General features: G+C 47.2%; 19 protein-coding genes. 13 read left to right on the top strand and 6 right to left on the bottom strand.

The genetic code is table 11. From position 1 onward, the window contains the following. The first annotated feature begins 78 nt into the window (after nucleotides 1–78). The 4 genes from AC50YO_RS04710 (at nucleotide 79) to AC50YO_RS04695 (ending at nucleotide 3,322) form a co-directional block, all read left to right on the top strand. Nucleotides 79–1,092: a FecCD family ABC transporter permease gene (locus AC50YO_RS04710; protein WP_494843808.1), complete on the top strand. Its 1,014-nt coding sequence runs from the start codon at nucleotides 79–81 to the stop codon at nucleotides 1,090–1,092. Continuing rightward, complete coding sequence (locus AC50YO_RS04705) at nucleotides 1,089–2,081, top strand: FecCD family ABC transporter permease (protein WP_494843806.1); 993 nt, start codon at nucleotides 1,089–1,091, stop codon at nucleotides 2,079–2,081. The genes AC50YO_RS04710 and AC50YO_RS04705 overlap by 4 nt, the downstream gene beginning before the upstream one ends. 178 nt (nucleotides 2,082–2,259) lie before the next feature. Next, entirely contained in the window at nucleotides 2,260–3,108 is an 849-nt protein-coding gene (locus AC50YO_RS04700) for a hypothetical protein (RefSeq protein ID WP_494843804.1), read from the top strand. A 16-nt stretch (nucleotides 3,109–3,124) separates the two neighbouring features. After that, nucleotides 3,125–3,322 carry a DUF4177 domain-containing protein gene (locus tag AC50YO_RS04695; protein ID WP_494843802.1) on the top strand — a complete coding sequence of 66 codons (198 nt, stop codon included), beginning with the start codon at nucleotides 3,125–3,127 and terminating at the stop codon, nucleotides 3,320–3,322. 77 nt (nucleotides 3,323–3,399) lie between these two features. On the opposite strand, the gene AC50YO_RS04690 is transcribed toward AC50YO_RS04695, so the two are convergent. After that, a complete protein-coding gene (locus AC50YO_RS04690) occupies nucleotides 3,400–4,626 on the bottom strand; it encodes a glucose-1-phosphate adenylyltransferase (protein WP_494843800.1) in 1,227 nt (408 codons plus the stop codon). A gap of 148 nt (nucleotides 4,627–4,774) precedes the next feature. On the opposite strand from AC50YO_RS04690, the gene glgB reads away from it, so the two are divergent. Both glgB and glgA read left to right on the top strand, forming a co-directional pair. Beyond that, nucleotides 4,775–6,724 (top strand): 1,4-alpha-glucan branching protein GlgB, encoded by a 1,950-nt coding sequence (glgB, locus tag AC50YO_RS04685; protein ID WP_494843798.1) that lies wholly within the window; start codon nucleotides 4,775–4,777, stop codon nucleotides 6,722–6,724. Then, a complete protein-coding gene (glgA, locus tag AC50YO_RS04680) occupies nucleotides 6,721–8,202 on the top strand; it encodes a glycogen synthase GlgA (protein ID WP_494843796.1) in 1,482 nt (493 codons plus the stop codon). Before glgB ends, glgA begins: the two co-directional genes overlap by 4 nt. 777 nt (nucleotides 8,203–8,979) lie before the next feature. Here the strand turns inward: glgA and AC50YO_RS04675 are convergent. Continuing rightward, nucleotides 8,980–10,728 (bottom strand): alpha-glycosidase, encoded by a 1,749-nt coding sequence (locus AC50YO_RS04675; RefSeq protein WP_494843794.1) that lies wholly within the window; start codon nucleotides 10,726–10,728, stop codon nucleotides 8,980–8,982. A gap of 153 nt (nucleotides 10,729–10,881) precedes the next feature. After that, complete coding sequence (locus AC50YO_RS04670) at nucleotides 10,882–11,688, bottom strand: SDR family oxidoreductase (RefSeq protein WP_494843792.1); 807 nt, start codon at nucleotides 11,686–11,688, stop codon at nucleotides 10,882–10,884. A gap of 280 nt (nucleotides 11,689–11,968) precedes the next feature. Here AC50YO_RS04670 and AC50YO_RS04665 point away from each other — a divergent pair, with 280 nt between their 5' ends. The 4 genes from AC50YO_RS04665 (at nucleotide 11,969) to AC50YO_RS04650 (ending at nucleotide 15,086) form a co-directional block, all read left to right on the top strand. Continuing rightward, nucleotides 11,969–12,595, top strand: coding sequence for a DUF4291 domain-containing protein (locus AC50YO_RS04665; RefSeq protein ID WP_494843790.1), 627 nt, complete (start codon nucleotides 11,969–11,971; stop codon nucleotides 12,593–12,595). A gap of 50 nt (nucleotides 12,596–12,645) precedes the next feature. Then, nucleotides 12,646–13,803 carry a DUF5050 domain-containing protein gene (locus AC50YO_RS04660; protein ID WP_494844125.1) on the top strand — a complete coding sequence of 386 codons (1,158 nt, stop codon included), beginning with the start codon at nucleotides 12,646–12,648 and terminating at the stop codon, nucleotides 13,801–13,803. A 144-nt stretch (nucleotides 13,804–13,947) separates the two neighbouring features. Next, the gene (locus AC50YO_RS04655) at nucleotides 13,948–14,418 is read left to right on the top strand and encodes a PM0498 family protein (RefSeq protein ID WP_494843788.1); all 471 of its coding nucleotides are present in this window, start codon (nucleotides 13,948–13,950) and stop codon (nucleotides 14,416–14,418) included. Between the two features lie 380 nt (nucleotides 14,419–14,798). Next, on the top strand, nucleotides 14,799–15,086 hold the full coding sequence (locus AC50YO_RS04650; RefSeq protein ID WP_494843786.1) for a hypothetical protein: 288 nt from the start codon (nucleotides 14,799–14,801) through the stop codon (nucleotides 15,084–15,086). 1,207 nt (nucleotides 15,087–16,293) lie between these two features. Here the strand turns inward: AC50YO_RS04650 and AC50YO_RS04645 are convergent. After that, a complete protein-coding gene (locus tag AC50YO_RS04645; RefSeq protein WP_494843784.1) occupies nucleotides 16,294–17,448 on the bottom strand; it encodes a metallophosphoesterase in 1,155 nt (384 codons plus the stop codon). A 305-nt stretch (nucleotides 17,449–17,753) separates the two neighbouring features. Here AC50YO_RS04645 and AC50YO_RS04640 point away from each other — a divergent pair, with 305 nt between their 5' ends. The 3 genes from AC50YO_RS04640 (at nucleotide 17,754) to sda (ending at nucleotide 21,192) form a co-directional block, all read left to right on the top strand. Beyond that, nucleotides 17,754–19,919, top strand: a complete 2,166-nt coding sequence (locus tag AC50YO_RS04640) for a DNA topoisomerase III (protein WP_494843782.1) — start codon at nucleotides 17,754–17,756, stop codon at nucleotides 19,917–19,919. A gap of 170 nt (nucleotides 19,920–20,089) precedes the next feature. Further along, nucleotides 20,090–20,761, top strand: coding sequence for a YheC/YheD family protein (locus AC50YO_RS04635; protein ID WP_494843780.1), 672 nt, complete (start codon nucleotides 20,090–20,092; stop codon nucleotides 20,759–20,761). A 284-nt stretch (nucleotides 20,762–21,045) separates the two neighbouring features. Continuing rightward, the gene (sda, locus tag AC50YO_RS04630) at nucleotides 21,046–21,192 is read left to right on the top strand and encodes a sporulation histidine kinase inhibitor Sda (RefSeq protein ID WP_494843778.1); all 147 of its coding nucleotides are present in this window, start codon (nucleotides 21,046–21,048) and stop codon (nucleotides 21,190–21,192) included. Nucleotides 21,193–21,202: 10 nt separating this feature from the next. Here sda and AC50YO_RS04625 read toward each other — a convergent pair whose 3' ends face one another. Then, a complete protein-coding gene (locus AC50YO_RS04625) occupies nucleotides 21,203–21,442 on the bottom strand; it encodes a hypothetical protein (RefSeq protein WP_494843776.1) in 240 nt (79 codons plus the stop codon). A gap of 118 nt (nucleotides 21,443–21,560) precedes the next feature. Continuing rightward, the gene (locus AC50YO_RS04620; protein WP_494843774.1) at nucleotides 21,561–22,565 is read right to left on the bottom strand and encodes an NAD(P)/FAD-dependent oxidoreductase; all 1,005 of its coding nucleotides are present in this window, start codon (nucleotides 22,563–22,565) and stop codon (nucleotides 21,561–21,563) included. Nucleotides 22,566–22,908 lie beyond the last annotated feature (343 nt).

The raw sequence follows: 22,908 nt of genomic DNA, 5'->3' as shown, positions 1-22,908 counted from the left end.
CAAGCGGCTTACTCGTCTACGGACGATGTAAGCCGCTTCTGCCTGTTGCTCTAGGAATAGCTAATTGGAGGAAGAACGATGAATAACCGTATTGGCGTGCGAATCTATAAAAGCGCTGGGCTGCTGCTTGGCTTAGTCATTCTGCTCGGAGCTCTGTTAGCAAGCATCGCTCTTGGCGCGACGCCGGTAGGATTGAACGCAGTAATGGATTCCTTTACTCATTATGATGAAGGCTCTATGGAGCAGGTTATTATTCAGACTACACGGGTTCCACGGGCATGGATGGCAGCAGCCATTGGGGCAAGTCTGGCAATCGCTGGGGCCATGATGCAGGGACTAACTCGCAATCCGCTTGCCGCACCGTCTACGTTAGGAATTAATTCAGGGGCTGCGCTGGCGGTAGTCTCTGCTGTTACTATTTTTTCAATTGTGGATCCTTCCAAGCTGATGTGGATATCCTTCGCGGGAGCTGCGATTGGTGCTGCTACCGTCTATTTGCTTGGCTCATTGGGAAGGGAAGGGCTGTCCCCTCTCAAAATTATTATGGCAGGTACAGCGATGTCAGCCTTGTTCATGTCAATGACACAAGGGCTTCTCGTCCTCAATGAGAATGGACTAAATGATGTTCTATACTGGTTGGTTGGTTCAGTAGCTGGCCGGCCGATGGAAACGCTGGAGGTTGTTTTTCCTTTTCTCGCTGTCAGTTGGGTACTGGCCTGGCTGATGTCCCGGCAGCTCGACCTGCTCGCAATGGGCGATGAGACGGCAAAAGGCTTAGGGCAGCGTACGATGGTGGTTAAGCTGATTATTGGGCTCCTTATCGTAATACTAGCCGGGGGATCCGTTGCGATAGCCGGGCCTATTGGCTTTATTGGCATTGTCATTCCGCATGTGGCTCGTTTCTTTGCGGGAATGAGCTTCGTATGGCTGATTCCTTATTGTGCGATTCTTGGAGCTGTACTTCTCCTGCTTGCAGATGTAGCGGCACGGTTCATCATCATTCCGGAGGAAGTTCCAGTAGGGGTTATGACGGCGATTATTGGTACGCCCTTCTTCATTTATATTGCGCGTAAGGGGAGGGCGGGCGCATGAAGAGAAGAACCAAAAAGGTATGGCTGCTGTTATTCCTGGCGGCTATCGCCGCTGCTGCCTTGAGCATTAGTCTTGGGGACCGGAGTGTAGGCTTGTCTGCAATCGGTGGTGCTCTATTTGGGAAGGGTGATCCGGGAGATGTGCTCGTTGTCCAGACCTTGAGGCTTCCACGGATGATTATTGGGTTTCTGGTTGGCGCATCTCTGGCGGTTGCTGGAGCTATCCTCCAAGGTGTTATCCGTAATCCGCTTGCTGCTCCCGACATTATTGGAATAACGGGGGGAGCGTCGGTTGCTGCTGTGGCGTTCGTTACTTTTGTCCCTAAGACGGTCAGTGTGCAATGGCTGCCTGTGGCTGCAATGGCAGGGGCTCTGCTCGTATCCTTGCTTATTTATGTGCTGGCTTGGAAAAAAGGCGTCTCTGCCACCCGTCTTATTCTGGTGGGAATCGGCATCGCCTCACTTATGTCGGCACTAACGACGATGATGATCGTCATGAGTCCGATGTATGCGGCAACGGATGCTTATATTTGGTTGACGGGCACAGTGTACGGCACGTCTTGGCGACATGTCGTGACGCTGCTGCCGTGGACATTTGTATTTATGGCAATTACAGTGCTGTATCGTCGGCAGATTGACGTACAAATGCTGGGCGATGATCTTGGAACGGCGGTTGGCAATCGCGTGCAACGTGGAAGGCTGCTGCTTATCCTGCTCAGCGTAGCGCTGGCTGGGTCTGCCGTCTCAATGGGCGGCGTGATCGGCTTCGTTGGTCTAATAGCTCCGCATATGGCGCGCCGCCTGACCGGACCGCTGGCGGGTGCTTCCCTGCCCGCTGCCGGCTTGCTTGGAGGGATCATCGTCGTGCTGGCTGATCTCGTGGCTCGGACTGCTTTTCTGCCGCTGGATATTCCAGTTGGAGTATTCACATCGGCGATCGGCGCACCATTTTTCATTTATCTATTATACCGTACGAGAAATATTCGATAGAGGCTGTTGCCTTGGTAGAGTAACGGGATTCAATCGGAGCTAGCGGCCCGATTGAATCCCGTTATTTGTGCTGCTGCATGTTGACGTGCAGGGACGTTGGTTCTTTTGTCGTATTTTACTATAATGACAATCAGTAGCAGTAAATATTAGTAGCATAACTGATAAAGGGGAAGATTGAATGTTTATGGGAACGATTACGGTGCCTCCATTTTTAAAGAGCGTTATGGACTGGGAGAAAAGGGTTGCTTCTCAGCTAGATTATCTGGAGACGCCAACTCGCTTGTTTCTCGGTATTCATGCGGATGGCAATGGCGGGTATTTCTGCTCCCCGATTGATTCGATTATGTTTGCAGGAACGGGAATGGATGGCATTCATTATTCTCTGCTTACAGACTTCAGTACGATTCCTTTGGAGGAGGCATCCGTTATTTGTGTGTCCCCAATGGACTTTGATCATTGTGTTCGTTTGGTTGCTCGTAATATTCGAGACTTTATGGCACTTCAGTTATTTGGCAATGAGCTTCTATTGTTGAATGAATTCTCCACTAGAGAGCAATATATGGCGGCGGTTCGCCGTGAAGAGGCCGAGCAAGGTACGGAATATTTTGATCGCCAGAAGTGGGACGCTCAGAAGGAGCAGGCTGCTCAATTAGCACGAGATGAATTAGGGTTGGAGGCTATTCCAGACCCTTTTGAATATATACAGCAAATTCGCAGCGAGAGGCAAAAGAATGTTGTGCTTTCGACGAGTGACGGCATAGGGATCATGCCTCTCAGAAGCCATAGCGTATTCCCAAGCAGATCATCACATCCTTGGGCAGACAAGGAAATTCCTTATGATCTGCTTGGGCAGATTAAAGCGTTCTTAGCTGAGGGTGAGCCAGAGGCTAAGCTAGCTTTTATACGTGACTATCAAGCGCAGGCAGTGTCCGATACAGCCTCACAATTGTTATTGTATGATGAGCTCGAGGCGATGGGACTGCCTCTTGAAGCGAAGAAGCTGTTAGTTTGTTTAAATAACCATTAGATGGGGGAGCAAGTTCATGGTGCAATGGGAATATAAGACATTGAAGTTTTTAACGAATGGTTTTTTTTCAAATGGCAAGCTGAATTTGTATGAATTTGATAAAGAACTTAATGAATTAGGGCAGCAAGGCTGGGAGTTGGTTTCTTGCTTCGATATGAGTCATAATCAAGCCTCCGCCAAGGAGGTCATTTGTGTGTTAAAAAGAAGCAGATAACTAATGGATGTGAAAAAGAGCTGGCTCCTGATCTATTCAGAAGTCAGCTCTTCATGTATTAGGCCAATAGCAGCTACTTAGCGTGCTGCCACTTTACGCCCGCTGTCGCGGCGGCCCGTATGGATAAGCTTGGCAAAAGGCTCCAAGACCCTTCTGTGGTCGGGAAATGTGACCCATGCCTTGCCTGGTTCAATTACTGTTACCTCTTCGGAATGAAGGCTGCCGATTACCGCACCGTCAGGAACGACGGCTCCTTCGCCAATGATGGCTTTGTGAATCGTTACATTTTTACCGATTTGGGCACCGGCCATAACGACGCTCTCCAGCAGCTCGCTGCCTTTGCCGACCGTTACACCGGAGCAAACGACGGAGCGAATGATGCTTCCCTCGACTCTGCATTCGGGGTGGGTAACAGATTCACTAATTACAGCATTGGCACCAATGTAAGGCTTGTCCAGCATACGCAGCTTATTGGTTCGGATCGGCCAGTTGACGCTGCCAAGCACAAGCTCTCCTTCGACCAATTCCATATGAGCCTCCCATAGGCTGTCGACGGTGCCAACGTCCCGCCAGTACCCTTCATAAGGATAAGCAACCAGTTTCTCGCCAGCTGCAAGCACGGCCGGAATAATATCTTTGCCGAAGTCATGGCTGGATTGCGGATTACTAGCATCCTCTATTAAGCTCCGCTTCAAGTCCGCCCAGCGGAATAAATAAATCCCCATAGAAGCGAGATTGCTTTGCGGATTCGCTGGTTTTTCCTCGAATTCTACGATTTGCAGCTGCTCGTTCGTATTCATGATGCCGAAGCGGCTCGCTTCTCTCCAAGGCACCTTTTTGACTGCGATTGTCGCAGCGGCACCATTCTTTTTATGAAACTCCAGCATCGGGCGATAATCCATTTGATAAATATGGTCTCCTGAGAGAATGAGCACATGCTCTGGGTTATGTGAATCTATATAATCGATATTACGATAAATGGCATCAGCCGTTCCTGCGTAGCAGCCGTCGCTAGTTACCCGATCAGCAGGCAAGGAAGCAATCTCTCCCGAATGCCTTGTACGACCCGATTGAAGCCATGCTTCTCCGTTACCAATATGCGATTGCACCGATTCGGAGCAATATTGGGTAAGCACTCCAACGGTGCGTATATTGGAATTCATACAGTTGCTAAGCGGAAAATCAATCATGCGGAACCGATCGCCAAATGGAACTACAGGCTTGGCGAATCGGCTTGTTAGTGGGGCAAGCCGGCGTCCTTCTCCTCCAGCTAGCAGCATTGCAATACAATCATTGTTCATCATCGTACGTCCCTCCAGCCCGTTATAACGGTTTATGTACTCTATGCTTAAACGTCCCGAAGCTATTTGAAACCATTGCTTCAAAACCTTTTTTTAAGGTTAATAGATACTTTGCAGGTCTTATTCTGTTAATAAAGAACGGGAGAGAACAATGGCCGATTATATACTGGACGAGCAAGATATCTTTCTATTTCATGAAGGAACCTTGGCGCATAGCTACCGCAAGATGGGAGCGCACCATGATGTTGAGAACGGTGTGGAGGGCTACCGCTTTAATGTATGGGCCCCTCATGCAAGTAAGGTTGGAGTAGCAACGGAGCACAATAACTGGGATGCAAGCAATCATCAGCTGTCGCGCATCGAGCTTTCGGGAATATGGACGGGGTTCATTCCGGGATTGCAGGCAGGCGCATTATATAAATATGAAATCATTACAACTGGCGGATACAAGCTTCTAAAAGCTGATCCTTATGCGGTCTACGCAGAGCTGCGTCCGGGAACGGCGTCGAGGCTGTGGTCGTGGAAGGGTTATGAATGGGGAGACGGTGATTGGATTAACAAACGGCGTGATCCCTATGAACGTCCAATTAATATATATGAAGTGCATTTGGGCACTTGGAAAAAGCATGAAGACGGCTCCTTATATACTTATGACGAGCTGGCAGTTGAACTGCTTGATTATGTCGTCAGCATGGGGTACACCCATTTGGAGATCATGCCTCTTACCGAGCATCCTTATGATCGTTCATGGGGATATCAGCCGACTGGATTTTATGCTCCTACAAGCAGATACGGGGAGCCTCAGCAGCTGATGGCGTTCGTGGATCGCTGTCACCAGAGAGGAATAGGCGTTATTCTAGATTGGGTTCCGGGACATTTTGCGAAAGACGAGCATGGGCTGCGGATGTTCGACGGCACCTCGTTATTCGAGAATGATGATTTGCTGATCGCAGAGAAGGTGCAATGGGGGACGCTGGCCTTTGATTATGAGAAGCCGGAGGTACGCAGCTTTCTGATCTCTAACGCTCTGTATTGGATGGAGGTCTATCATATTGATGGGCTGCGGGTAGATGCAGTGACAAGCATGCTTTATAGGGATTTCGACAAGCCAGACGGAGAATGGCGCCCGAACCGTTATGGAGGAAAGGAAAGCCTGGAGGGCATCGAGTTTTTGCGGCAGCTTAATACGGAGGTATTCCGCTACTTTCCCCATGCCTTAATGATGGCAGAGGAATCTCATGCGTTCCCTGGCGTAACGCTCTCTCCTCAACAGGATGGTCTGGGCTTCAACTATAAATGGAACATGGGCTGGATGAACGATACGCTGCGGTATGTCGGCATGTCGTTCGAGGAGCGCCGGAACGCTCAGCAATTGCTTACTTTTCCAATCTGGTATGCGTTGCAGGAGTCGCATTTGCTCCCGCTTTCTCATGATGAGGTCGTACATGGCAAGCGTTCGCTATTGAACAAGATGCCAGGCACCTATGAGCAAAAGTTCGCCGGACTGCGGCTGCTGCATGGCTACCGGATGACTCATCCGGGCAAAAAGCTGCTTTTCATGGGCGGGGAATTCGGTCAATTCGACGAATGGAAGGATGAAGGCGAGCTGGATTGGCTGCTGCTGGACTATGACCTGCATCAGCGCATGTCGCTTTTCTCGAAGAAGCTGAATGAGCTGTACAGAGAGGAAAAGGCGCTGTGGCAGCTTGACCATCAAGGGGACGGATTCCAATGGATCGATCATCAGGATGCCGGGCAAAGCGTCATTGCATACCGTCGATTGTCCAAGAGCGGCAAAGAATCACTGCTTGTCATTTGCAATTTCGGAGAACATGCGCATCCTGCCTATCGGATTGGCATTCCGTCACAAGGGGAATATCGCGTGCTGCTGAGCAGCGATGATCCGCAATACGGTGGCTGGGGCTTTGAAGGACCTCGCCTTCGCGAAGGAGCGATTATAGCTTCCGAGCTTAAGAGCTGGCACGGCAAACGGCAAAGCTTGGAGCTGCCGCTTCCTCCTTTGTCCGTAGTTATTCTGAAACGGGAGAAAAAACAGCGTACCCAGAAAAAAACGAAGACGATTGGGAGGAATGGAGTGTGAAAATCTTATTCACGGCTGCGGAATGCGTACCTTTTATTAAGACAGGCGGCCTCGCGGATGTCATTGGGGCTTTGCCGTCGCAGCTAGGCGGGAAGGGGAGCGAGAAAGGGAATGCCAAAGGGAATGACAAAGGGAGGCAAAAAGGGAATGATATTCGCGTTATGCTTCCTCTGTATGATGTGATTCCTCAGCAGTATAGAGAACAGATGAAGCTGAAAGCTGTTGTTCATGTGCCTGTTGGCTGGCGCAGCGCTTATTGCGGCGTGTTGGAATTAGAGCATGAAGGGATCTTGTATTATTTTTTGGATAACGAGCAATATTTCAAACGGGGATCAGGCCTTTATGGTCATGGTGATGACGGGGAGCGATTTGCTTTCTTGTGCAGAGCGGTGCTTGAGGTGCTTCCAGCCATTGATTTCATGCCTGATGTTTTGCATTGCCATGACTGGCATACGGGAATGATTCCCGCGCTGCTCCGCCATCACTACGCATGGCGCAGGGAATACAGTGAAATCAAAACGGTATTTACGATTCACAACCTCCAATATCAGGGCAATTTTCCTTATGGTATATTGGCTGGCCTGCTTGGGCTGCCGCAGCATTATTTTGCCGCGGATGGCGTTGAGTATCACGGTTGCGTAAGCTTCATGAAAGCCGGCATTCAGCTTGCGGATCGCGTAACGACGGTAAGTCCCAGCTATGCTGCAGAGATCTGCTCGCAGGAATATGGCTGCGGGATGGAAGGCGCTCTGCGTTACAGAGGTGATCAGTTGGTCGGGATCGTGAATGGGATTGATACAAGGGCATACAATCCGGCATCCGATCCTCATCTGGAGGTGCAGTACCGGACAAGCCTTCAGAAGAAGACGGCCAATAAGACAGCACTGCAACGGGAGATGGGATTGCCGACTAACGGCTCGATCCCGCTAATCGGAATGGTTGGCAGATTGGCCGAGCAAAAAGGTCTGCCGCTCGTCCTTGAAGTTATTGATGAGCTGATGCATACGGAAGAGGTTCAGCTAGTGCTTCTCGGCACGGGCGAGCCCTATTTGGAGAATGCCTTTCGAGAGGTGGAAGCCAGATATCGGGGCAGGGTTGTCTCGTATATTGGCTTCGATGATGGAGTTGCACGCCGTATTTATGCCGGCTCAGACCTGTTCCTGATGCCTTCGTTGTTCGAGCCTTGTGGAATCAGCCAATTGCTGGCTTTGCGATACGGGAGCCTGCCAATTGTTAGAGAAGTAGGCGGGCTGAAGGATACGGTCCACAGTTATAACGAGTTTACAGGAGAGGGGAATGGCTTTTCTTTCTCAGCGTATAATAGCTCGGATATGCTGTATACGATCCGCAGGGCCATTCATTTCTGGGCAGATACCTCTGTGCGCAATAGGCTGGTTGATAGAGCCCTTCGCGGCGACTACAGTTGGAATAAATCGGCGTTGCAGTATCTGGAATTGTACGAGCAACTGAAGCGTTAGTTGGTGCGCGAGCAGGGGATACAAGTAGGATGGGGAAGCGGAGAAGTGCATCGGATAAGTGGAACGGACAAGTAGAATGGACAAGGGCAACAGGTAAACAGATCGGATAAGTGTAAGAGGTAAGTAGAACGGATAAGTAGAACGGATAAGCGAAACAGATAAGCAGAACGGATAAGCAGAATGGATAAGTGAAACAGGTAAATAGAACGGATAAGTGAAACAGATAAGTGAAACGGACAAGCTTGTACGCAAATAGAACACACAAACACAAAAATATGTATCTTTGAAACATCGGCTGATTCGCTCATTATACATATAACTATGAGGGTAACCTCATAGAAAAGCTGAGTTTCTTGGGCGAAATAGCGAATTTAATACCATGTGTGAGGCTAGCCTCATAGTTGGGGAGGGTAGCTTCTCGAGCTATGAGCCTAGCCTCATACATGGCTTTTTATCTTGAAAATGTGCGGTAATGTATGAGCCTAGGCTCATATATTTATGAGAATGGTTCATGAATCTCCTTCGGAGAACGTTCAAGTAATGAGCAGTCAAAGAATAGATGATTACATGCGCCTTCACCTCTATTCATTATCCGTAGATAATATAAAAGGGGGATGTCCCAAGTCATCTCTGGAAATTTACCTGCACGTATCACGTAATATTTGGGCAAAAAAGAACCTTCAGATCCACTTAGTGGCTTTGAAGGTTCTTTTGCACATATTATGGTCACATTGAGCTTTGCCCTCTGGGACAGCCCCTGCCAAGCTTGTTCAGCTGTTAAATAATCTCACGCTGCAAAATGCGGTAGCCGTGCGGCTCCAGCTCGATCTGAAGCTGGCCTTCGTGCGTGCCAACCTCCTCCGAAGTCAGCGCGTCACGCCATCCGCCTGCTTCCATTGGATGCGATAGCGTTTTGACATGCTCGGTGTGATTCATCCAGATTGTAAAATGCTGCTTCCCATCCAACCTCTCATACACCAGCGTGCCTTCTTCGTTGCTTGCCTGCAGGAAACGGAAACGGCCGCCGCGCAGCGCTTTGTGATCCTTTCTAAGCTGAATAAGCAGCTTGAAAAAATCAAATAGCTCCCTGTCCTGCTTGCTTTCTTCCCATTCCATGCATTTTCGGCAATTCGGATCGTCTCCGCCGTCGATGCCGATCTCATCCCCGTAGTAGATGCATGGAATACCCATCGACGTCATCATGAAGACGACAGCCAGCTTGAGCCGCTGCTTGTCTCCGCCAACACGGGTCATCGCCCGAGGAATATCATGGCTGGAGATCAAGTTGAGCAGCGCTTCATTCGTTTGCTGCGGATAGCGCATTAGCAGCTTGTTCACTTCCTCGGCGAATAAGGAGGCGGTCTTGTCGCCAGAGGAGAAGAAGTCGAGAATGCTGTTCGTCAAAGCATAGTTCATCGCAGAATCGAATTGGTCGCCTTGCAGCCATCGGAGGGCATCGTTCCAAACCTCACCGATAATTAGCGCGTCGCTTTTTTCGGCTTTTACCATGGTGCGAAAATCACGCCAAAAACGATGATCGATTTCGTTGGCTACATCTAGCCGCCAGCCGTCTATATCAGCCTCGCGAATCCAATGTACAGCGATATCGAGCAAATATTTTTTTACTTCTGGATTCGCGGTGTTCAGCTTAGGCATATTGCCGAAAAATCCGAACGTATCATAGTTGGCTGTGCCATCAACGACCTCAACGGGAAAGCCGCTGAGATGGAACCAGTCCTTATATTTGGAGTCGGCTCCATGCTTCAGGACATCCTGAAAAGGCGGGAATTCTTCGCTTACATGATTGAACACCGCATCCAGAACGACGCGAATGTCCCGGTTATGGCACTCGTCAACCAGCTTTCGCAGCAGTTCGGTATTCCCTAAGCCTGGATCAATCTCAAGGTAGTTGACGGTATCGTATTTGTGATTGGAGGGCGAGGTGAACAGTGGGGTCAAATAAATAGCATTCACTCCAAGCTCTGACAAATAGTCCAACCGATCTAGAATACCTTGAATATCCCCGCCGAAGTAGGAATCGCCCTGGGGCTCATCTCCCCACGGTGCAACCCATTCCGGGTCATTGCTTGGGTCGCCATTGGCGAATCGGTCAGGCATGATCTGATAAAATATAGCATCCTTTGCCCATTCTGGTGCATCGAACAAATCCACTTCGTGAATATAAGGCACCTCGAAATAGCCGCCCGGTGGAGTAGGCTGCTCAGTGAAAAATCCAGTTTCGACTTTCCATAAATATTCGTCCCCGCTCCGTACTCGGAAGCCGTATACAAAACGTTTGAATTCCGGTCTAATAACTGCCTCCCAATAATCAAAGAGCTGGTCTGACGCAATGTGATCCATAACGACTTCGTGGGCACACCGCTCCCAATCATATTTGTCGCCGATCACGGCTACAGCTTCCTCAACATCGTCCCGCTTGGTGCGCAAGCGCAGATGGTAAGTTTGAATGTCGTAAGCATAAGACCATTTTTGGGTTGGAGAATGATGAATCGCTTCCTTAAGCATGGGCGAACGCCTGCCTTTCTTCACTTTTAATATCGTATTAACGCTTGCAGTTACTTTTATGTCGTATTAATGCTTGTCATCATTTTTAATAACGTAGCAATTAATGCTTGTAACCGAGTTTGTTATCGGACTAACAATAGTTTGTTTCTCTTGTTATCCGCGAAGCAACGATTCTGCGCCATCAATATAGATTTCGGTTCCTGTAATATGATTCGAATCATCAGAGCCAAGGAAAAGGACCAGATTTGCGACTTGGTCGGCCTTGCCGGGTCCTTTCTGGAGAGGCTGATCGCCAGCGGGGAATTCGACCGGGATGTGCACCTCTTCAAGCTCCGGCGTTCGTTCGGTGCGCTCTTCGATTTTGGTGTCGATAGCGCCTGGACAGACAGCATTGACACGAATGCCATAATCGGCCAGCTCCAACGCCGCCATTTTCATGAAGGCCACTTGTGCTGCCTTTGTACTGCTATAAGCAGTAAATCCGACATTGGAGAACACGCGGTTGCCATTGATGGAGCTGGTGATGATGATGCTGCCTCCACGTTCTTTGAGAAGGGGAATGGCATGCTTCACTGTAAGGAAGCTGCCTGTCTGATTAACGGCAATGGTAGCATTCCAGTCATTAAGCGTCATATGCTCAATCGGTGCGATCACACCATTAATACCGGCGTTGGCGAATACGATGTCCAAGTAACCGATTCTCGCGCTGATTTGTTCGTATGCATCTCTGAGATCCTCTTCTTTCGAAATATCGGCTGTAAGGGCTATGGCAGTAGCTCCCAAAGCCTGTACCTGCTGAAGTACCCGCTCCAGCCGTTCTTCTTGCATGTCCAAGAGGGCGAGATTAGCTCCTTCTTTGGCGAACTGAAGTGCTGTAGCTTTCCCGATCCCCGAGCCAGCTCCTGTTATGAATGCTGTTTTTCCAGCTAATCTTCCTTTATTAGAAGAGTAAGTTGTCATTATGATCGACCTCCAGCTTTCTTTGTTCCTTTGTAGATGGATTAAAAAAGTAATCATGCTTACTTACTTCTTTCACCGTAACGAAGAAGCTGTAAACAAGGTGGATGAATTTATATTAAAAAGAAAGCTGTTAGGCCAACTGAAAGTGTTAAGAAGACATTTTTATTGATGTAAGAGTATGGAAAGTCTAGTAGAATACAAATAGGTACCAACTTACAACAAAACTGCTAAATAGCAAGTAGTCAGAGAAAATGACTAGATTAGCAAGGAGATGCTGCTGATGAAAGACGATCGTCAACCTATGCCTAACCTTACAGAGGAGAAAAAAATTCTCGCTCATTATAATAAAGACACCATTAGGGTCTATCAGGCCTATAATCATACAATTGCCGATGAAGTGTTAAGGCTAGGGAAGTTCGGTCCTTCTTTTAAAATGGAAAGGATGACTTGGATCAAGCCATCTTTTTTGTGGATGATGTATAGATCAGGCTGGGCAACTAAGGTTGATCAGGAGCGAATATTGGCAATTGATATGACGAGAGAGGGCTTTAATACGATCTTGTCCGATGTAGCCTTATCCTCATATAACCCTGACGTATACCCTTCTCAAGAGGCGTGGAAAGCCAAATTAATGGAATCACAGGTGAGATGCCAGTGGGACCCGGATAGAGACATACATGGGAACCCTCTAAATAGGCGTGCTATACAATTAGGGCTAAAAGGAAGCATGGTTGAAAAATATGTGAATGATTGGATTGTCCAAATTACAGATATAACGGAGTATGTTGGAGAGCTTCGAGAGCTGAAGAAGGAAGCAAGCTTTGAGGTTAATCGTTTGCCTGTTGAACAGGAGTATCCGTTGGAGGATCGCTTGAAGGAGATTATTGGGCTAAACCGTTCTGATTAATAAGCCTGTCAAAAATGAAGAGTGAAGAAGGAGCGATACAATTGAAGCGTATGTTAGTCATGGTTCTTGTTTTTTTTATGTTGTCTATATCCTCTGTTGAAGCAAAGAATATGCAATATTCTAAAGAATCACTAGAGCAGCTTGCCGTAAGCCTGGCAGACTTGGGGCCAAAATCACTCTATGGTGTGACTAATGATGGGTGGATCTATTATTCTGAGCACCAATACGATATTTTTGCTGAGAAAAATATTCGCATGATGAGATATGATGGAAGTGACGATCAGTTGGCCAATACGGACGAGCTATTAAGATTTATTTCTCAATCTGAAAAATGGGGCTATGATTTGTATCGAATCGACAATTACAAGCTCCTTCAAGAAATTTCCGAGCCGAGCTCCTATCTTGAACTGATTACTATTTCAAATGACTGGGTTTACTATAAATCTTATTCAAGCGAGCAATTGTTCAGAGGAAAGCTGGATGGGTCTGAACGCAATGTGATTGTTAATGATTTTGAACAAGCCGAAACGATGACAATCTATAAAGGGTATCTTTACTACACAAAGCCTAATGAGGACGGAGCAAGTTCTTTATATAGAGTTGGTTTGAATGGCAAAGGCCACAAACTTTTATACGGCGAGTACTATAATTCTGTTGAACTAAACCGCAACAATCAATTAGTTGACCAGTTATATTTTTATAATCCCAATAAAAAGGGTGGGGACCCCATCTGCGTTGTTAACGATGTTATTTACTTTGTTGGTGATAAAGGAACGGTCAGAATGAATGCGGATGGAAGTCATTTGAAAGTATTATCTACGAATAAAGTTGTTCCAACACTAGACGGTGACTACATTTATTATTCTGAGTATTGGAAAATTAAGGATGAAGATAATTCATATTCAAGTAATGGGCCAATTTATAGGGTGAAATTAACAGGGGGAAAGCCTCAGAAGCTTACGAATGGGTACAACTCCCTTTTTCATGTCAACGAAGGATGGGTGTATTATACTGACAAGAATGGGGCGTTTATCAGATTCAAAGCATCAGAACCAGCTAAGAAGCAAACGCTGCTTAAAGCAAAGAAGGATACGCAGCGCTTTTTAAACTATATTTATGGTGATTGGCTTGTTTATTCGGAGTATAAAGGCTCGGCATCCATGCCGAACATCGGTAAAGTAAAGCTTGATGGGACAAAGAGGGCTTAATTGAATTAAGAACGACCGTTTAAGTCCACATCAGACGATTGTAACTAGCCACATAAAGACTTTTGCTTGTTGAAGTATGTACAAAATAACTTATCCTCGTACAACTATAAGGGAAAGGGTGAAAGAGTGAGATCTAATTCCAGCATGCAGAAACACCTTGATGGATTGGTGAATTCTGATATAAAGCTCGAGAGCTATGTGATTAATAATAATGGCTTAGAGAGCATTATATTTCCACAATTTTTGGAGTGGAATGAATGTGTTCTTTTAAGTCACGTAAGTGATAATGAACTGCCAAACTGTTACTCCCCCAATTCTGTCTTGCCAGATAGAACGGCATTTGAAGCTTATCATAACCACATTCACCTGAATGATTTTTTTGATGAGTCCTATGCTCCCGTTGATGTATTGAAGATCGGGGTGAAAATAGTTGAAATTTGGCAGGGGCTCCTTATTAGGGAGTTTAACAGAAGTAGAGGCTTTCATATTATTCTTTCATTTGATGGCGAAGAAACGGTCCTACGATTCTATACTGATAGAGCAAATGAAGTCTCGTGGCTTAACACCTCTCTATTAGAATCCTACTCGGAGGGATTAATGCTCGTAGAAATATGATTTGAGAAATCCTTCAAAAATACCACTTAGCGTCAATAGAAAACAGGAGTAGAGGTTTATTCTTATTGTGGCTATAAGTTCATCACGTATGAAATTGTGTATGGGAATTGGAAGAGCAGCTTACGTTGTATGACGGACAACAAGCCAAGCTACAAATATAATCGACCATTTCCTCCTCAATTATTCGTTCTAGCAAAGGGAAAGGCAGGGTGCTTGCAGAAGTTTTAGAGGAGCAAGATAAACTTCTATAACAGCAACAAAAGACCTGTAGATTGAAAGAGGGTAGAATAGCTATTATTACTATATTTTTTGAAAATGGTTTTGAACGTATAGACACGGAATCCCTTTATAGGGGTGATCGAATTAATGTTTATACTCGTGTGAGCAACCGGTTTTTCAGAATCGTAGTTTATAATATTGCCAGATTAAAGCAAGATTTTTACAAGAGCATTGAAGAGAACGGCTTCTTTGACATGGAGCCGAACACTATAGTGGTACGCGACGTTAGAAAAGAAGCTATTATTTATACGATAGAAAAATTATATAAGGAGAATCGATTCGATAAAATGAAGTCGATGGATGAGAAATATATTGGAAGGTTAGATGGTGGGGAAATTATGATTAAGAGTGAGTATTACGGAAACAGCAAGTTGATACAAGTGAATTAGCAATTGTAGAAATGATTATCAGCAAGCAAGCAGCTAACTACCTGAGGAGATCATTACATAAGCAAGTTGTTTTCAAACGGTTGATATAAAGGCTCTATCTCTAATGGGAAACAATAAGGGATGTCCTAAAAGTAGGTCTGCTCACTTGAAGAAACAGCTCGTTTAATGGGAATTTGGTAAAGATTAAAGAAATGGCGATGCTAGGGAGTTATCCCTGTACCGCCATTTCTGCTTTTTGGTCTGTCTTCTTGAGCAAATTGTGAGCGAACTCGTCCGTAAGGCTCACTTCCAGCAGGCATGGAAGCAGAAAACGCCAGAATATCTGATTGTTCTTGATTTATCCGAACACACTTCGCTTCAATTTTTCTACGAATCGTTAGCAAATACCTTTTACTTCGATAGTGTCGATTCCTTACTTCATATCTGTTTTATTTATTCTTGCTATGCTAACAGAACAGCCTTTTCGCCCAGCCGTGCACGTCCATGTATCTTCGTCTTCACTGACCGCCAGTATTTTGCTTACTTAAGTCTTACTGCCGTTTCTTTGGATTTTTCCTTGTCATACGTGCTCTACTTCACTACTGCTTCCAACTGTTGGCTTTCCACGCAAGCATAATTTTTTCCCAGCCGCAGCCGATAATAAATTGGTTTTCCGTTCCGATCTACACATTGTAGACGGGCTTAAGTTTATCATTACGCATATGATCTTTTTTCGTTTACATGAAAGGCGGCGTCAGGTTCCTACAGCTCTTTCAATAGCTACGCTGAAAAAAGAAAGGGCTGGCCCAAAAGCCAGGCTCCCAAGGTAGAGAAGGAATGTCATGTATAAATTAATGAATCTATTTGCTCTATCTTACTGCTTAGACAGGTAAAAAGGAGCAACAGTGAAGCTATGTTCTTTAGTGGAGAAGGTCGGTTTCCGACTACGGAATATAGCTGGCGTTATCTGCGATATGCCGCCAGATGAAGCCTATTTTTGCGAAAAACGATTCATAAAATAGCGTAAGTTCTTCATACGCGCCATCTGTTGAAACGGATAGGGCTTCTAGAGGTTTAGGAACCGTAAGAGCGGTGAGAGCGGTAGGAGCTTTAAGAGCTTTAAGAGCTTTAAGAGCCTTGAGCCCTTCTATCTATAAAAACACCTGTGAAGTAAGGGGGTGACCCAAAAATCATTTTCATGATTTTTGGGTCACCCCCTTACTGTTGTTCACGTAGCAGGCGTGAAGGTGATATCGACTTGAATAATCTCGCAGCGGCTGCCGATGCGTACGGGCGGGCCCCAGGTGCCGAAGCCGGAGGAGACGATGGCGTGAAGGCCGCCTTTCTTCAAGTAGCCCCAATCCAGTTCGAACAACCGCCTAGTAATGAGATGGTTCGGCGCCATTTGGCCGCGGTGGGTGTGCCCTGATAGGGAGAGATCAATGCCATTGGCGGCTGCCTGACCGAGGTCCGAAGGCTGATGATCCATCATTATGAGCGGAAGCGTCGTATCAATGGAAGATATCAAGGCGCTGATCGGCAGCCTGCCTTCCGAATCGCTTCGATCAGCAGTTAGATCCTTGCGTCCAACGACGTAGAAGCTGTCTTGAATAAGCACGTTCTCGTCCAGCAGAACACGGATGCCGATTGCTTCCATCTCGCGGAGATAATCCTTAATGCGTCCCCCGTAATATTCATGGTTCCCGAGAACGGCGAATACGCCCATCGGAGCCTGCAAGGACTTCATGACAGAAGCCATATTACTACGGATGAACGGATCAATATCATCATCGATTACATCACCGGGCAGCAGAATCAGGTCCGGCTTCATAGTCTCCATCCCAGCAACGAGCCGTCTTAGATGGCGCTTGCCGACGATAGTCCCAAGGTGAATATCAGAGGCCATGCCGATACGCAGGGTATCGAGTGAGCCAGCTTTCTTAGGAATCGTGATATCATACTTCCGAACGATAGGGCTCCATGCATTCCATGTACCTCTTGCTATAAGCGCAGCCATTAGGATGAGGACAATCGTTCCTACTAATAATACGGCGCTCTCTGCAGCAACACCTGAGCGAATCATCAGCCAGACGATGAGATTGGCAGGCGGTAGTATTAGAACGGCGTATTCGAGAATAGCGAACCAATAGGAGCCTATAAATTTGAAGAGATAAGCGATAGGACGGTAGAAGGCTGACGAATGTCCTACTCTTCCAAGGAGGTACGAGAAGGATACGATTGCGACTATAATGCCATACCATAATGGGTTTTCCAGCGTAGTGACCGTAGAGAGATAGACCCAGCCATTCCATCCAATATACCAATTAATAAGCCCGAAAATAATAAGAACAGAAGCAATAGTAACAATGAAACGCGGCTTCATTAATCAGCACCCCTTGTGTAATGTGAATGATTCTGAGATAGAATCGTAAGGACAATATATCATAATCGGAATTGCCCGGTAAAATGAATGAAGAAATCGTAATTTTTCAAATGATGATTATAGTGAAAGCGAGCAGCGGGAGCTGAATTTATGGTCTGTATCAAATGGCAGAGGCGTTCTCACCATGGCTGCGAGGAAACTGGAGCGTGCGGGCAATAGATTCTGCTTCTTTGTCCAAGCGGTGAATATTAAGTATACTAGAGATAGGAAATCGGTATACAACAGGAATGGGGAGAATGGAAGCGATGAAATCATTAGTTCTGGCAGAGAAGCCAAGCGTGGCGAAGGAACTTGCCCGCGTACTCGGCTGCAGCCACAAACATAAAAGCTATATTGAAGGGCCCAATTACGTCGTGACTTGGGCATTAGGACATCTCGTTACATTAGCGGAGCCGGAGGAATATGATCCGAAATATCGGACATGGACGTTGGAGGATTTGCCGCTGCTACCGCCTAAGATGAACCTGAAGGTGATGAAGGAAACGTCGCATCAATATAAGGCGGTTGCCCAGCTATGCAAGCGTTCGGATATTGGCGAGCTGATAATTGCTACCGATGCAGGTCGAGAGGGAGAGCTTGTTGCCCGCTGGATTATGGAGCTGGTCCATTGGAGAAAGCCGTTCAAGCGGCTCTGGATTTCCTCCCAGACGGATAAGGCGATCAAGGACGGCTTCAAGGCGCTTCGACCGGGCAAGGAGTATGACAATCTCTATGCATCGGCAGTCTGCCGTGCCGAAGCAGATTGGCTCATCGGCCTTAACGTGACACGTGCCTTAACGGTAAAATATAACGCTCAGCTCGCAGCAGGGCGTGTCCAGACACCGACGCTTGGTGCGCTGATAGATCGGGAGCAAGAGATCAATCAGTTCCAATCACAGCCTTACTGGACAGTATCGGCTGATATGGGCGCGTTCCAGACGGTATGGCGGGAGCAGGATTCGCATGATGGAAGACTGTGGAGCCGTGAGGCTGCGGAGGCTGTTGTGACCCGCCTTCAAGGCAAGGGAGCGAAGGTAGACAAGCTGCGTACAGTAGAGAAGTCGGAGCCGCATCCGCAGGCGTATGATCTGACAGAGCTGCAGCGAGATGCGAATAAGCGACTTGGCTTCTCGGCGAAGCAGACGTCCAATGTGCTGCAGAAGCTCTACGAGCAGCATAAGATCGTCACTTATCCGCGTACGGATTCGCGTTATTTGTCCAGCGACATTGTGCCTACGCTGAAAGGCCGGCTGGAAAGTGTAGCCGTAGGGCCGTATGCGCCGCTGGCACGCAAGCTGCTTCGGGGGCAATTGCAGGTGACGAAGCGTTTGGTCGATGACAGCAAGGTTAGTGACCACCATGCCATCATCCCTACGGATGAGTATGTTAATCTGTCAGCCTTGAACAATGAGGAGCGGAAGCTGTACGATCTAATTGTCCGCCGCTTTATTGCTTTATTTTACCCTCCGTATCGCTATGATGAGACCAGTGTCGTTCTGACGGTAGGCAGTGATAAGCTGTACGCCAAAGGAAAGGTGCAGAAGGACATTGGCTGGAAAGAGCTGTATAGCGGTGCTGCTCATGCTGCTAATGATGAGGATGACGAGGAGGATGGAGAGGGTGGCAGCCGTACGCAAGGGGATCGCCAGCCGGAGCAGCTGCTACCTGCGCTGACTGCGGGACAGACGCTTCCTGTGAAGCAGAGCAAGCTCAAGGAACTGCGCACTATGCCTCCGGCACGCTACACCGAGGCGACCCTGCTCTCGAAGATGGAAAAGCATGGGCTCGGAACACCAGCAACGCGGGCTGATATTATCGAGAAGCTGCTCGCAACCGATACCATTGAGCGGAACCAGAATCGGATGAAGCCTACGGGCAAAGGCAAGCAGCTGATTGAGCTGGTCGTCGGCGAGCTTCGCAGCCCTGATCTGACGGCGAAGTGGGAGCGCGAGCTGGAGCAAATAGCGCAGGGCAAGGGGAATGCCGCCAAGTTCATGGCAGGCATTCGTGAGCAAGCTAGCAAATGGGTCAATGAGGTTAAGCTGGAGACGAAAGAATACAAGCCGCATAATCTGACGCATTCACGCTGTCCGGAGTGCAGCAAGCCGTTGATGGAAGTGAAGGGCAAAAGAGGCAAATCACTCGTCTGCTCCGATCGTGAATGCAGCTACCGGCGCGCAGCAGAACCGGCCCTATCGAATAAGCGCTGTCCGCAGTGCCATAAGAAGATGGAGATTCATACCGGCAAAGCGGGCAAATACGCCCAATGCCGACCGTGTAACGTAATTGAGATGCTTGGCGACAAGCAAGGCGGCCGTGTGAACAAGCATCAACAGAAGAAAATGATTGAGCAATACAGCGACAATGTGTCATTATCCAATAGCTTGGCAGATGCCTTGAAGGCAGCAATGCAGCAGCAAGACAAGGATTGATGATGGAGAGAGAAGCTGGGCGATAGAGCCCGGCTTCTTTTTGCTATCTATTAAGCGTCACTATTGAATCTACGAAAGAGGGGCTACTAGCCTCCGACAATCATCCAAGAGACAAAGAGCTCTCCGTCATATGCTATGGATGAAACCGTAGGAAAGGAGCCTGATAGCTTGTGGGTGAACATCAAGGCAGGCAATTGGCCAGCAAATGGACCAAAACAGCCGTCCTGCTTTCTCATTCGGCTATAGCCCCGCATATCCCCCCGACGAGGAGATATACAGGAGATAATCTGAGAAGCATGCTGAATACGCATCAGATGGTAGTCGTGAAGCCGGTTTGCGGTGCAGGAGGGCATGGCGTCATTAAAGTGACGAAGGATAGCAGCGGTTATTCTTATACGTATTATTCGCAGACGAGTCATTTTTCCAGCTTTGAGGGATTGAAGAGCGCATTGGATAGAAAGAGGAAGGGCCGTTCGTATATTATTCAAAAAGGGATCTATCTAGCGACGGTAGGCGGCCGTCCGATTGATTATCGTGTGAAGTATGTGAAGACCGACAAGGGCTGGGTCTACCGCTCAATGGTAGGGCGAATTGCCAAGCCAGGCCTGTTCGTAACGAATCTATGCCGGGGAGGAACGATGGTGACGGCGGCACAAGGAATTAGCCGTTCATTGTCGTCTGAGATGGTAGGAACGAAGAAACGCAGAATGAGAGAGCTGACGGTGCTGTCAACGCAGCTGTTAGAGAGTCGTTTTCCGGGAATTGGACAGCTTGGATTCGACTATGGCATTGATAAGAGCGGGAAGATATGGATCTTTGAAGTGAATACGCGCCCGCAATAAACCCGTGAGGGTTTTTTTTTGATAATTTACATCATTAAAATATTCCATTGATAGATCCACGAATATTCATTAAAGTTTTTTATGGATTTGTAAATAAAATAGCCTGTGTATAACGATATCCACATGATCCACTGTGTTGTTCCTCATTATTCGACGTTTACCCACAAATGATGCACACCATATCCACAGGGATCTGTGTATAAGCCGTACAGTTGTTCTAGTGAAATGCCCATGATACTATGAAGAAAGATTGGGAAATCCTACAAGGAAAGGATGTGTCTGTTATGGAACTATTATCGGACGAGCTGCTGGAAGACACTTATCATGCGGCAATTACATTCGAGCTAGAGCCTGACTTCATTCACATGATCCTACTTGAAATGAAACGAAGAAAGTCGTCGAATCCTGAAGTAGAGCGGATTACAGCATAGATAAACCGGCTTATTTCCATTCTGCTACTTCGATCTGAGCCGTTAACTTGCAAGTTGAACAAAAAACGATGTGCCTGCAATTCGTTGCACCCGCCAATTGATTATATAGCTCATTTGTAGCATCCAAAGATTCATAGGGAGCATAAGGGCCCGTCCAGTCCGTGATTCGTCCCCAATCTTCATTCATACCATCACAAGTACTACACTTCACAGAAAGCGGCAGTATGCCGTTGCACACCGGACAAAACATAAGGGTATCCTCCTTGGCCTTGCAGAACCGTTAGCGGCTCTGCTTGTAGAATGAACGCCAAAGTTAGGATACCCTTATTGATTTTACTTTATGATGATGGTGGGGGTGCAGTTGACTGTTATAGCTTCATGTTGCTGCTATGGCCGGGTGACAGCTTCGCTTCCGGATCGACATAGACTTTGGCATTGTTAATAGCCGTGGGCGCTTCACCGAAGCCGACAGCGATAAGCTTGAGCTTGCCCGGATAAGTGGTAATGTCGCCTGCTGCGAATATGCCGGGCACACTAGTCTCCATCCTTGTATCCACAACGATAGATCCGCCTTGTATGTCCATTCCCCAATCAGCGATAGGACCAAGAGAAGATACGAACCCGAAGTTAATAATGACAGCATCAACCGCAAGCTCCGAGGCTTCCTTCGTCTTCACATTGCTTAGGGTTACACGCTCGATACGACCGTTGTTGCCGTGCAGGGATGTAATTTCGGAAGGTGTCACGACCTTAACGCTTGAATTCATCAAGTTCTCTACACTATGTTCATGAGCGCGGAATTTATCACGTCTATGGATAAGCGTGACACTGTCGGCGATTGGTTCAAGCATGAGCGCCCAATCGACCGCGGAGTCGCCGCCGCCGCTGAGCAATACCTTTTGCCCTCTGAACCGCTGGAGGTCACCTACAAAATAATGAAGGTTGCCCTTCTCATAGGCAGCAGCTTCAGGCAGCTCCAGCCGTCTTGGCTCGAATGCCCCGACACCAGCAGTAATGATGACTGCCTTGGCATAATGAGTGGTTATATTCGTTACAATTGCGAAGAGGCGCTCATCCTGCTTGATGACCTCTTTGACTTTCTCCTCCAGCAAGATTTCTGGCTTGAAATGCTCTAGTTGCTGGATCAATCTATCGACAAGCTCCTGTGCGGTAACCTTAGGGAAGCCTGCGACGTCATATATATATTTTTCGGGATATAACGCGGTGAGTTGCCCGCCAAGCTGGGGCATGCTTTCAATCAATTTCACGGAAGCTTGACGCATTCCCCCGTAAAAAGCCGCGAACAGACCAGTCGGCCCACCGCCAATGATTGCGATATCAACAACGTTATCGGATGATTCGTTTTGAGACAAGGAAAGCACCTCCAAAGAATGGTTATTTCATCTATTATTATAAGCGTAGCGCTTACAAGTATGAAATCAATTTAATTTGTATGCTGCTCTAAAGATTTTCGTATATTTTGCCCTTGATGTTTCATTGAAAACTATGTAAAATTTCTGATGTATGTTAGGTATGATACGGATAGCAGGACTCACTTTATGCAGATATTTGTCGGATAGAGACGAAACGTGGCGTAGGGATGGAGATTTCATAATTAGGAAATATGTTGCACAAACTAGAGATAACTATCATAAATTTATAAAAGGGTTTGTGTAATTTTTCACAAAGTAACCATAGGAATGGAAGGGATCATAC

This window comes from Paenibacillus sp. J22P59 (genome assembly GCF_059383895.1).
Note: the sequence above shows the minus strand (reverse complement) of the source record. Positions and strands in the feature narration are given on the sequence as shown.